Annotated in this window: 8 protein-coding genes; 6 read left to right on the top strand and 2 right to left on the bottom strand. The window is 43.5% G+C overall.

The annotated features are described in order from the left end of the window. Window positions 1-2: 2 nt before the first annotated feature. From QFX30_RS01170 to QFX30_RS01160, 3 genes are all read left to right on the top strand, one after another. The gene (locus tag QFX30_RS01170) at window positions 3-1,211 is read left to right on the top strand and encodes a glycosyltransferase family 4 protein (protein WP_300487031.1); all 1,209 of its coding nucleotides are present in this window, start codon (window positions 3-5) and stop codon (window positions 1,209-1,211) included. 91 nt (window positions 1,212-1,302) lie between these two features. Further along, complete coding sequence (locus QFX30_RS01165) at window positions 1,303-3,336, top strand: DUF1616 domain-containing protein (protein ID WP_300487028.1); 2,034 nt, start codon at window positions 1,303-1,305, stop codon at window positions 3,334-3,336. Continuing rightward, a complete protein-coding gene (locus tag QFX30_RS01160) occupies window positions 3,333-4,610 on the top strand; it encodes a polysaccharide pyruvyl transferase family protein (protein WP_300487025.1) in 1,278 nt (425 codons plus the stop codon). The genes QFX30_RS01165 and QFX30_RS01160 overlap by 4 nt, the downstream gene beginning before the upstream one ends. Here the strand turns inward: QFX30_RS01160 and QFX30_RS01155 are convergent. Both QFX30_RS01155 and QFX30_RS01150 read right to left on the bottom strand, forming a co-directional pair. Continuing rightward, complete coding sequence (locus tag QFX30_RS01155) at window positions 4,590-5,816, bottom strand: Coenzyme F420 hydrogenase/dehydrogenase, beta subunit C-terminal domain (protein WP_300487022.1); 1,227 nt, start codon at window positions 5,814-5,816, stop codon at window positions 4,590-4,592. The genes QFX30_RS01160 and QFX30_RS01155 overlap by 21 nt on opposite strands. After that, window positions 5,816-7,246, bottom strand: a complete 1,431-nt coding sequence (locus QFX30_RS01150) for a flippase (RefSeq protein ID WP_300487019.1) — start codon at window positions 7,244-7,246, stop codon at window positions 5,816-5,818. Before QFX30_RS01150 ends, QFX30_RS01155 begins: the two co-directional genes overlap by 1 nt. 140 nt (window positions 7,247-7,386) lie before the next feature. Between QFX30_RS01150 and QFX30_RS01145 the strand changes: the two genes are divergently transcribed. The 3 genes from QFX30_RS01145 to QFX30_RS01135 all read left to right on the top strand — a co-directional run bounded on the left by QFX30_RS01145 (window position 7,387) and on the right by QFX30_RS01135 (window position 13,350). After that, window positions 7,387-7,983: a hypothetical protein gene (locus tag QFX30_RS01145; RefSeq protein ID WP_300487016.1), complete on the top strand. Its 597-nt coding sequence runs from the start codon at window positions 7,387-7,389 to the stop codon at window positions 7,981-7,983. 6 nt (window positions 7,984-7,989) lie between these two features. Then, a complete protein-coding gene (locus tag QFX30_RS01140) occupies window positions 7,990-8,574 on the top strand; it encodes a metal-dependent hydrolase (RefSeq protein WP_300487013.1) in 585 nt (194 codons plus the stop codon). A 102-nt stretch (window positions 8,575-8,676) separates the two neighbouring features. Beyond that, a complete protein-coding gene (locus QFX30_RS01135) occupies window positions 8,677-13,350 on the top strand; it encodes a cobaltochelatase subunit CobN (protein ID WP_300487010.1) in 4,674 nt (1,557 codons plus the stop codon). Window positions 13,351-13,401 lie beyond the last annotated feature (51 nt).

Raw genomic sequence — 13,401 nt, 5'->3', positions numbered from 1 at the left:
AAATGAAGATATGTCTTATTTCAAGTTTATATCCCCCCCAGATATTAGGTGGGGCAGAAATTGTGGTTGAAAAATTAGCCAAGGAACTTGTGAAAGGGGGCAATGAAGTTTTTGTTATAACCACAAATAATAAAAAAGAACCTTTATATGAGACTCTCAATGGCGTAAAAGTATACCGCCTACCTTTAAATATTTATTCAATAACAGAATTTCATAGGCACCATATGTTCAAAAGGCTTTTGTGGCAGTTGATAGACTTAATAAATATTAAGGCGTATAAAGAGGTCAAAAAAATACTTAAAAAGGAAGAACCTCACATTTTACATTTACATAACTACAGGGGTCTGTCCCCACTGGTTTTCAGGGCTTTAAGGAACCTAAAAATTCCACTCATATTCACAGCACACGATTATTCCCCTATATGTATAAGAAGCAACCTTCTTAATGGAAATGGGGAAATATGTTACAGAAAAAATCCTGCTTGTAAGCTTTATAATGCAATACAAAGTACAATCATGGGAGACAAAGTAGATGTTGTTACGGCACCCTCAAAATTTGTTCTTGATAAACTTGAAGCAGAGGGTTTATTCAGGAATGCAAAGAAAATAGTGATACCAAACCCCATAGAATATACTCCTAAACGGTACAAGAAAACCTATGATACAATAGACATACTATTTGTAGGGTCACTTTCAAAACACAAAGGACCCGATATCCTTATAAAAAGTTTCAAAAAGGTTGATGGCGATAATTTAAGACTCCATATAGTGGGTAGTGGTCCAATGGAGGGTGAACTCAGAAAACTTGCTGAAGATGACAATAGGATAAAATTTCATGGGTTTCTTAGAGGCGAGGAACTTCAGAGTCTCTATAGGATGGCAAATGTGTCCGTTTTACCTTCAATATGGTATGAGGCTTTTGGAATGGTTATTATTGAAAGCTTTACAAATTCAGTACCCGTTGTAGCAAGTAATATTGGAGGAATACCTGAGATTATAGTTGATAATTATAATGGCTTTTTGTTTAAACCTAAAAATGTTGATGAACTTTCAGGAATACTGGAAAATTTAATAAATCCCTCTATTCTGAGGAATCTTGAGAAAGGCGCATACCAATCCTCTAAATTATTTGATGTTGAACTTACAACAAAAGAAATTCGATGTATTTACAATGAAGTTGTTCAAACATTTTATGATGAAAAATCAATATGAGATCTGCAGGATTGCTGTCGTATATTAGTATGTAAATTTAAAGTTTAGAAGCAAAAGGAATTGTGTATAGAAAGGTAAGGGGTATTGGTGTATGAAACTGTACTTATCTAATATGAATTTAGTAAGTATTTTAAGAAATGATAAGGATATATTTATTTTAGCTCTATTGAGTTTAGTTTGCTTATTTGTTATTTTGAGTTTTCCAAAATCATTATTTAAATCATCTTTTATAATAACATTTACATTTTTTTTATTAGGTTATTCTTTTATAAGTTTACTTTATCCTGAGCAAAATGATTTTGATATTATAAAAAGAATTTTATTATCAGTCCCTATAAGTTTTTCCATATTACCGTTGATAGGTTATGTTTTAGATAAGACAACAGGAATTCTGTTTGTCCCTCTATTAGTTTCACTATTTTCTTTTGTTATGTTATGTTTTTCATTAGCGATTTTTTTAAGGAGACTCACTAAAAAACCTTTCTCACCCACTTTAATTGTTCCAGCTGGGAAACGTGATTATCTTTTTTTAGGCATTTCTGTTTTTTTAATCCTTATATTCCTTTTGGTTCTTGTTAACGTAGGGAGGATTGAGGGAAGCCTATGGAATCATGGATACATTTATATAGAAAATTTAATCATAAAGACGGGTCACATACCCATTAAGGTTTCTCAGTCTTTTGCAGATAATAGTATCCTTGATGTTGTAAATCATTATTTAGTTTCGGATTATATGAGAACCTTAATCTCATCTGAACTCTTTATTTTAGGTATACAAAATACTAATTATCCATTCACGACACTGGTAACATTTTCATGCATCCTTTTTGTTTTATACAACTTAAATGAAGATATTTTTATTTCTCTATTTTTTTCGTCTCTGTATTTATTAAACCCTTTTGTTTTAACAAGTAATTTTTATTTAAATGGCTCCGTCTTAAGTACAGGAATGCTAATTCTTTACCTATTTTTCTTAATTAGAATTTTTAAAAGGGAGGGATCAAAAAATTTTCTGATTTTGTTAGTATTAACACCTTTATTGTTAAGATTTTACCATACCATGGCATTTTACACTATAGCAATTACTTTGACTTTCTTGTTACTTTATTTATTAAAAATGCTATACCTAGTATTTTATAAAATATACAATGAAAATTCTCTTAAATTTGCTTTGAAGGGTGGAATTACCTATCTAATGTTTTTTGTTTTTTTGAATGTATTTTTAACATTACAAGCCAGTACTTTAGCGACGGTTATTAAAAATACGGCTCTTATTCAAAAAGATGTTGCTTTTATAAGACTTTTTAATTATTTCATGGGCTTTTTTGGTTATTCCTCGGCGAGGGATAAACTAAGTCCTTATCTTTATTACAACCCTTCTTATTTTTACTTAAACATTATAGTTTTGATTCCATTAGTTCTTTTAACATTTATATTTGCTAATAAACTAAGAGGGGATAAGGGTGGTAAAATAATTAATGATACAGAAAAGACTTATTTAATCTCATTTTTGGTTTTTATCTTGATTTTATCAATACTTTTATCACTTTATGATCTGCCTAATAGATCATTTATTATTTTTGGGGTATCGTTCCTTTTAATAACATCGTCAATCTTCTTAAGGTACTTAAAAGAAGCGACAAACAACAAAATAGCAGTAAATGTCGCAATCTTGTTGGCAATTTTGAATATATTAACAGTCCCTATTGTTTTAAGTACTCCTTCTCAAACTTACTTCTTTAGTGAAGATTCTGATGTTTCAGTTGCAAATTGGTCTTCTTTTAATGTTGACCAACCTGTTTTATGTGATATGAAAACTCTTTCATTGATTTTTAAGTATAATAATACAAACACGATCATTTTACGCGATGCTCAAATGAATAGCCGGGAACCAACTAAATATTTAGTTTCTCTGTATAAATCGCCTTCTGAATTCCTAAAATTGGCAAAAAAGGACTTTAATGCAAGATATTTCATTATAAATGATGACATTAGATACAAAGTGTTTGTTGGTAATAACTACTTTTTAAAACCCGTTGGTTATAGAGTGTTAAGAGGATTTTTAGATACTGCTAACGTAGTTTATGATAATGGTAATGCAAAAGTTATTAGGGTGAACTCATGAAAAAGATGAAAATTTTAGCATTAGGACTGACACCTTGTGCAGATAACAGAGGTGTCAGTGCAATTACCTTTGGAGTAATCAAGGTATTGAGAAAGGCGTTTAGAGATTGCGAAATAAGAATATGGCATACATTTCCAGAGTCATATCATAGGAAAAAGATGACAGTAGAAATACACCGAGATTTCTTTATAAATAGAGATTCTAATGTTTATGTATATTTCATCAGGCTTTTTGTTATAACAGTGTTTTCATTATTTTACCTTTTAACAAGGAAATTGGGTTTTAGATGTAATCTTTTCAGTCATCATAAAATCTTTAAATGGTATCAAAACGCTGATTTGGTAGTATCTTGTAATTTTGGGGATGTTTTTTCTGACTTGTATGGTATTGTACCATTTTTGTCTCTTTTTTCGCAAAACTTAATTTCTATCATGTTAGGAAATCGAATAGTGATGTTTCCGCAGTCTATTGGTCCTTTTAACAATTTATTAACAAGAAAACTTGCTAAGTTTATATTAAAGAATTCTGAAATAATTTTTTTGAGAGAAAAAAACAGTTATAAATATCTAGAAGAACTTGATATCGATTCTTCAAAAGTTTTTTTCATTCCAGATCTTGCTTTTCTTTTAAACAAAGCTGATGATGAGTTAATTAATAATCTATTGATAAAAGAGGGGGTTTCTGAAACATATATTTTAAATAAAAAATTTGTAGGTATATCGGTAAACCCAGCGTTGCATAAATATTCAAAAACAAAAAAGGATGAATATTTTAACATAATACGATGTTTTATCGATTATATTACTGGAGAGAAAGAATTTTGTGTTCTATTTGTTCCTAATGTTACATTTGATAAAGGTTATGACACAAGGTCTCTGGCGGATGATATTAAAAAGAAATGTAAAAATAAGGATCAAATTTTCTCTATAAATGGTGACTACACTGCTCAGGAACTTAAGGGTATCATAAACAGATGTGATTTTTTTGTAGGTTCTTTAACTCATACACTAATTGCATCTACCTCGCTCTGCATACCTTCATTGGCTATATCTTACAGTCATAAAACTAAAGGGATAATGGATAGAGTGGGAATGGGGGATTATGTTTTAGATATTAGAAATGTGGATGTTGAGCAGATTATTGTAAAGTTTAATGAACTTTGTGATAAAAAAGGTTATTTAAAACTGCAGCTAAAGGAGAAGATCGCGGCTGAAAAGGAAAAAATTTGGGAGCTTATAAATTTAGTTAATACATTATTTTATGAGAATTTTTAACATTTTTGAATAAAACTCTAAAAGATGCAATAAATGTTTATTCTCACTCATAGCATGACCGATGTTCCAAGTGATGAAATCTTTGAGGAAAAGTACAAAGTCTCCATTTTGCACTTTCTCATTATAAGATGGTATTTTGTATATTCTTAATTTTTTTGAGTAAAAGTAGAAATTTATTTTTATTATTGGAGTTTTGCCCTGCGTTTCCTTTAATTTTTTAGGAGAAACCGTCTTTTTACATATTTTTTCAGGATTCATTGATGAAATGATTTTCATTAAATTTTTTTTTCTCATTATAACAAGTGATAAACCGTCATTTTTTCTAGTTTCCATCCAGTAATCACCAAAGGAAGCATCAGAAAATTTACAGAAATGGTCAATACAAAGTTTACATCTAACGGAGCAGAAGAATAGCCCAAAACCTGAATCCCAGTACTCAGGTTGAGGAATTTTTAAATCCTTTTTTGCTTTAATACTTAAAAATCCTGGCCATCCTTTACCACGATAATTTATTTTCTTAATTTCTTCCTTTTTCAATTTTATATGTTTAAGTAAAAATTCGGTAGCTTTAAAATTAGGTGTATTGTTACATAAAATCCCGAGGTGATAGACTATACGCTCCCTCAGCTTCCTGTTCAGGAGTTCAGCCTTCCTGATACCATGAATGTGGCATGGGAGGCCCACAACAGCATACATACCGGGGACATCGATTATCTCCCTGAGGGCGACGTTAGCGGGTACGGGGCAGTACTTGGACCCCCTCGACTCAATTATCTCATCAGGGGTCCTTGCAATGAATGGTTCAGGTTCAAGGGGCCTCTCAGGGTTCATGCGGGTTACAAGGGCACCATCTATGAGGCCCTCCTCCAGGAGGTAGAGGAGTACCTGCGTCACCATACCCCCCGAGGATGAGTCATACCTCAATTTCTCATCGGTGGAGTGTGCCACGTAGCAGGCCTCATAATTCCCCAAGAGGATATCATCTGGTTCTCTCCCAAAAACTTCCATGTTGAGCTTCCTGAAATCCACACCTAGTCCAGGGCAGACCCTCAGGCAGACTCCACACTCATTGCACTCACCAGTTAAAACTGGCTCATAAACCCCTTTCTTCTCATTGACACGCATCTCAAGGGCCTGCGTTGGGCATAATGCGGTGCATGTACCGCAACCTGTACACAGATCTCCAACTTCACTAGCATTCCTCATTACTCTCTCCCCAGAACATTCATTATAATCATCCGGTCCTCCTCCCTGAAACCCCCAATAACCGCAAGGACAGTGAAGTATACGCATGATGCAAGAGCAACCGTTATCATGAGACTCATATCCCTCACGGGATAAATTGCAAGGGCCATAACTATGGATGCAACGGCGGGCGTCGTGAAGGTGCTGCTCACATTCACCCCCCGATAGTGGCGCCAGATATAGAAGAGGAAGAGGAGGTAAAGGAAAAACTCGGAGATAACAGTCGCAGCACTTGCACCGATATAACTGTAGGCAGGTATGAGTGCAACGTTGAGTATTATATTCAGAACGGCGCTAAGGCCCACACTCAGCATTCTGTAACCCTGCCTGTTGATGGAGGTCAGGAGGGTCCCCGTGACTGTGCTCACAAGCCTGATGGGTATGAATAGGGCCAGTATCTGGAAAGCCAGGGTGGCTCCAAGGTACCCCCCACCATAGAATAACTCTATGAATCTATCAGCAAGTACCAGGCACCCGACGGCTATCGGGAAACCAAGTATCGAGAGGTACCTGCAGGATACCATTGTGAAGGTCTCAAGGGAATCGGTATCAGAGGTGAAGTACCTTGACATCACAGGGTAGATGGCAGCAGCCACCATCCCGGAGACGATCATGCTGAGACTCAGCAGCGGGTTGTAGGCCGCATTGTAGATACCGACGGCCACATCATCCTTCATGATACCAAGAAGCACCGTGTCTATCTTGAAGAAGAACATTGCAAATAGTGAGTTAAGGCCGAATGGAAGCCCCATAACAATGAGTTTCCTCTGAAGAGAAGGATTGAAACTTAATGATGGCCTCAGGAACCTCCTTGAGGTTATGGCAACTGAAATAACAACATCCAGCACCCCGGCAGCAGCATATACACAGGCAACAGCAATGACACCATAGCCCAGAATGAGCACGGCAAGGCCAAGGGCCACCGTGAATACCCTTTCAATGATCTGGAGTATGGCAGCATACTCCATCTGCTCCCAGGCCTGGAAAAGGGAGACATATGTGTTTGAAACTGTGAGGAGGACACTGTAGACTCCAAAGAGATACAGGAGTACCATAACATCGGTTTTAAGGTTTAAAATCAAGGAAACAGCCACTATAACCATGAATGTTATGGCGGCGAGGGGAACCTTCATCATGACGGCGTTGTTGACGTACTCCTCTGAGATATCCTTATTCCTTGCTATTTCCCTTACAAGTAACTGGTTAACCCCGAGGTCTGTTAGTGTAGCCAGGAGCGTGGTAAGGGAAAATGCGAAGCTGTACTTTCCGAATTCAGCCTCCCCGAGGAATCTTGCAAGGTAAATAAGGAGTACAAAGGACATCAGTGCAGTTAAAACCTGTGCAAGTCCTGTAACACCGATATTCTTCACTATCCTCTGGATCTGGTTCATAAAATCACTTTCACAGTTACCATGGTTCTGAATGATATGTGTAACTTATTCAAATCCCTTTTCATATTCTCTCTGTAAACCCACAGTATAAAACCATCTCATACGAAAAATTTAAATAATATTAATTAATACTTTATTGTATGAAAATCATAAACATTGTCTCCTGCCTTGAGGATGGCAACGTTATTGAATGCGGCGGAAACGCCCTCGAGGCCTACCAGGAAATACTTGAGGCCATTAAGGCGGGTGAAATCGCCCCCGGGGCCACACTGGTATACCTGGTAACACCCATGCCCCTCAAGGCGGGGCTCCTCCAGATACTCAGGGCCCACAAACCAGGGTCCAGTGATAAACTCACCATAACCGAGATAATGAATGAGATAGCATCAACCAGGGGCGACACCTGGGTCTTCATGGACCACTTCGAGGACCTCACAGAGAAGGCCGCAATGAAGTACCTCTGGCTCCATGAGAACGGCAACGTCAACTACATGGCCGCCCTCAACGGTACCATGAGGGGTGAGGTGAGGCCCTTCTACTCAACCTTCCAGAGGCTAAACCCCCATGAGTGCCTGGACGACGACGCCATTGACGTCACCTGGGCATTCATGGTACTCATATCCATACTCATGGCACTGGGATACTTCAAGGTGGGCCTGGAATACGGGATCCTCATAACAGGGGCGCTCTGGTTTGCCCTCATATCATTCAGGACAATGAACTACATCCTGAGGTGATAACCTTTGAGGTTCAGGACCCACATAACAGCTGCAGTGGCACTCTTCCTCATGGTAAACCTCATCCACCCTGTAAATTCCCTCATCAACGGGGCCCTCCTCGCCGGTGCTGCATCAGTGCTCCCTGACATCCTCGACTTCCTCGCCGGGAGGCACAGGGGCATCGGACACACACTTCTAATTCTACCACCCCTTCTGCTCCTATCACTGGGGAGTCCAGGGATCGGGGTGCCCCTCCTTGTCGGGGTATCATCCCACCTGGCCCTGGACCTCTTCACGGTCCGCGGATGCCCCCTGCTATACCCCCTCAATGACACACCCTACCACTGCCTCCGCAGGAACAGAAGGATAAAGACAGGGACAGCCGGCGAGTGGGCCATCCTCTCATTCCTCCTGATCCTTGCCCTGGCACTATCCCTTGTATCTGTGGGTGCCCTGGATGGATTCTATGAAACTGATGATGGAAACTCTACCGTGAATGACAGCGGGATCAGTGTGAGTGTACACGTGGAGGCTGACAGGGACGTTAACGTTACAATGGTCAATCAGAACGGTTCTGAGAGCATCCATGTTGATTTCATGGACGATTAATATTACTATTTTTCATTTATACCAAAAGTTAGTAATAACTAATTTTAAATTAACACATCAATAATACTTATTCTGCAGTTAAAACATGGAGGTGATAAGATAATGGATTCAAGGGTAATAGTGATTGCAGTGTTACTCGTATTCATGTTCCAGGGTACAGCCGATGCAGCAGACAACAGCACCGTGGATGTCCTCGTCATACACTCCATCGAGGGGACCAGGGTTGTGAATGAGGCGGCCCACAGGGTCCTCCAGGAGTACCCTGATAGGAACATCACCATCAGGGTCAGGAGCTCACCCCAGATAGTCAACTCCACACCCGAGGAGGTGGAGGCACTCATAAACTCCTCGGACGTTATAATCTGCAACTACCTGGGGACAGAGGACTACACAAGGATGCTAAGGGTCATAACAGCAAAACCCGAAATCCTCAACGGAAAATTCTTCGCAGTCTTCGATGGCGCAAGCGGACTTGAACTCGTTAAGATGAGCCGGATAAACGATGAACTGGTCTTCAACGGCGTCCCGGACACTGTGGTGAGCACAGTGAGCAGGGCCCTCAGGGTGCTCCAGCCCCTCCCACTCCTGGAGGCCTACGTTAACCAGTACCCCCAGATAGCCCTCTGGGCCCAGGGGGAGGGATACTACTGCTACAGGAACGTCCCCAGCTACAGGAACCAGATACTCTGGGCAGCTGATGTATGGGCTAGGGGAAGGAACATCACCCTCAACGTCACCTACGACCCGCCAAGGGCGGTTCCAAGGGAACTCCTGTACCGTGACGGGAAGCTCTATGAGAACCTCACAGACTACCTCAGGGACTATCCACTGGACCCTGCAAAGCCCACCATAGGGTTCATCGAATCCGAGAGCAACATGCTCGGAGGGGGAACAGCCCATATAGACAGCCTCATAGAGAAGCTCAGAAACCGGTACAACATAATATCAGCGGTTGCAAGGTACGGTGAAAACACCTACTCTGCCATGGTGAGGTTCTTCACAACAGCACCAGACCTGGCATCATTTGAGGCCAACACCACGCTTTACACTCCAAGGATCCAGGCGCTGGTCTCATTCAGCACCTACCTCCTCGGGGGCTCAGCCTCAGAGAAGGTGAAGGCACTCCTTAGGTTCCTCAACGTGCCGGTCCTCCGGGGTGTTATAGTGAACACAAGGACGGTGGATGACTGGTTACTCTCCAGTGACGGCGTCACACCCTGGAGCCAGGATGACATCATGGGACAGGCAGGGTTCCCCGAGACCCAGGGACTCATAGAGCCCATAATCATAGCCGCGGCAGAGTTTCAGAGCGACAGAGTAACAGGTGCCTACACCTACTCCTACTCACCCATACCCGAGAGGGTGGAGAAACTGGCAGCGAGACTCACAAACTGGGTAAACCTCAGTTTAACGCCGGCAGGGGATAAGAGGATAGCCATCATATACTACAACTACCCGCCAGGCAAATCAGAGATCGGGGCAAGCTACCTCAACGTACCCGAGAGCATCCATGAGATACTCCTCAACCTGAATAAGGAGGGATACAGGGTCGGGAACATCACAGGAGCAGCTGAACTCGTAACCCTCATGGTTGAGAGGGGGATAAACATTGCAAACTGGGCACCCGGTGAACTCGAGAGACTCGCAAACACCACAGGCGTCATACTATGGGATGCAGAGGAATACCTCAGATGGTTCCAGGGCCTCAACCCCATAGCAAGAAGATACGTCACAGAGGGCCCCACAGCATACATGGAGGAACTCCTGAAAATGGGCCTCCAGAGGAATGTTAAGGCGGAGACCCTCATGAAGGCCCTGAACTCATGGTACGCTGAGATGAAGGACAACATAAAGTCATCAGACAAAGCCTCAGAGGGGCTGCAATTACTTGAAGTCATGTACACGGCACTCAGTGGAATTATAGGCGGCAACTCAAGCCTGTGGAGCACATTCCAGGCTGCAAGGAACTCCTTCATGCTCCTAGGAATACCCGGTCTCTGTGGCTGGGGAGAACCCCCGGGGAATGTGATGACCGTAACAAGGAACGGCAGGAAATACATTGTTATACCGGGTATACTGGAGGGGAACGTCTTCATAGGACCCCAGCCCCAGAGGGGATGGGAGGCCAACCCTGAGATGCTCTACAACGTGGGTGTACTCCCACCACACCACCAGTACCTGGCCTACTATGCATGGATAAACACGGTATTCAATGCCAGCGCAATGATACACATGGGTACCATGGGAAGCTACGAGTGGCTCCCGGGAAAGGAGGTCATGCTCGCAGGCTTCGACTTCCCGGACATAGTGGTGGATGAGACACCATCAATCTACATCTACCGCGTGGATAATGCAGCGGATGGACTGGCAGCCAAGAGGCGTGGACTCGCAGTCATCATCGACCACCTGACACCGGCAATGAAATCAACAGGACTCTACGGCGAACTCCTCACACTCAAGGAGTTAATATCAAACTACAAGAAGGCTGATGAACAGCTCAAAAACCAGTACCTGGCCGAGATACGGAACACATCCCTTAAACTGAACCTCGAAGATGAACTCGGCATCAGCATCCAGAATTCAACTCCAGATGAACTCATAACCACCATATCAGGGTACCTAATGAGGATCGAGTCCACACTGATACCGGTGGGACTCCACACCTTCGGGAGGGAGTGGAGCAGCGATGCAATAGCATACATGGTATCCTCAATGATCTCAACAGGAGACAGCTCCATATACAGGCTCCTGGCAGCAGAATACGGCTGGATCTACGAGGAACTCACACTGGACCAGCGTGCAGTTATCGAAAACAGGACGCTTACCATGGTAAGGGCACTTGTAGACGGCTCAGGACCAGAGAACCTCACAGATTCACCTGACATACTCAGCAAACTCCAGGCAGCAACAGAGTACATAGCATTAATCAGGAGGAGCACAGCGGGGGAGATGTCATCCCTCCTGAACGCACTCAGGGGCGGCTACGTTGAACCAGGACCCGGAAGGGAGCCCCTCATGAACCCATCAGGCCTCCCCACAGGAAGGAACTTCTACACAATAGACCCCAGCACCGTCCCAACACAGGCAGCCTACAGTGTGGGGGCTGAGATAGTGAGGAAGGTCCTCGCCACCTACACCGAGCCCCCGGAGAAACTTGCAGTGGTAATCTGGGGCGTGGACACAGCCAGGGACGACGGTGCCATGGTATCCTTTGTCCTGAACCTCCTGGGTGTGAAGCCAGTATGGAGCAGCTCAGGTACAGTTACAGGGGTGAAACTCATACCACTCAGTGAACTTGGAAGGCCACGTATAGACGCGGTGGTCACGGTAAGCGGACTCTTCAGGGACGTCTACGGCCAGGTCGCTGTTACAATGGACAGGGCATTCAGGCTGGCCCTCGCAGCATCATACACCACCATACTTGAAGGATACCCACAGGTTTCAGAGGCCCTTGAGGCGGCCGTTAAACCCCTCAGGACACTTAAACTCTTCACAGCAGGAAGTGACCCCCTTGAGATGAACAGAGTGGCAGTGCACTGGCTTGAACTGGTCCAGAAGTACCTTGGGGCCGGTATGAACGCCTCAGATGCGGGGAATCTGGCCATTTACAGGATATTCGCACCACCCCTGGGATCCTACGGCACAGGAGTCAAGGAGGCGGGTGAGATGTCCTGGACCTACAACAGCACAGATGAACTCGCAGACCTCTTTATGAGCCGCATGGGGACATCCTACTCAGAGACCGGCTGGGGTGTTAAGAACGTTGACCTCCTGGCAGACCTCCTCAGGGGCGTATCAGCGGTCTACCAGGGAAGGAGCACCTACCTTGTGGGTGTCACAGAGAACGATGACATGGCAGACTACCTGGGCGGCCTTTCACTGGCGATAAGGAAACTCACAGGCAGCACACCTGCAGTTAACATAATAACAGTGGCCACAGGCACACCTGAGATCCTCTCACTCCAGCAGACAATTGCCATTGACATGAGGACACGCTACCTCAACCCAGAATATGTGAGGGGTCTCATGTCTGAGGGTTACGCCGGTGCCAACAGACTCTCATCGGCTGTGAGGTCCCTCTGGCTCTGGCAGGTCACATCACCCTCAGGTGTGCCTTCATGGGCATGGGATGAACTTGCAGACACCTACATAAGGGACGTTAATGGCCTCGGTGTCAGGGAGTGGCTCTCAGGTAAGAACTCCTATGCACTGATATCCATCACAGGGACCATGCTCCAGGCAGCACATGAGGGGCACTGGAAGGCTGATGATGCAACACTAAGGCTCCTTGCATCCACATGGGCACAGGCGATGGCAGAGAATGGTGTTGCCTGCTGTGACTGCAGCTGCGGCAATATCGCAATGATGGAGTGGGCCATGCAGTACCTCAACCCTGACCTCCTTGCAAGGGTTAAGGAGAAACTGTATGTGGCCACAGGGAGCTCAGCATTCGCCCCAGCAGGAGGATCCACACCTGATATACCATCAACTCCAAACCAGGGAGATTCTGGTGGAGGTTCAACCTCAGCCGGGCGAAATCCATCACCAGGAAGGGGCGCCGGGATCTCCAATGATGCTGGAACTTCAGTTTCCGAGGTTAAGAGCGCCCAGGAGTCACCTGCTGCCGGGGCAGGGAAGGCCTATGAGGTGAGCAGGGCTTCTTCTTCTCAGGGTTCCAGTACCGGAATGCCGATCTACGCCATAATCGGTGTTATTGCACTGGTCGCCCTAGCTGGCGTGGGTTACTTCATGGGAGGTGGAAGAAACAGAATATAACCATTCATTTTTTTATTTTTTTTTAAGATTGTGGTGGCGAAATTATATGGT

Origin of the sequence: Methanothermobacter sp. (assembly GCF_030055435.1) — an archaeon.
Lineage (GTDB): Archaea > Methanobacteriota > Methanobacteria > Methanobacteriales > Methanothermobacteraceae > Methanothermobacter.
Note: the sequence above shows the minus strand (reverse complement) of the source record. Positions and strands in the feature narration are given on the sequence as shown.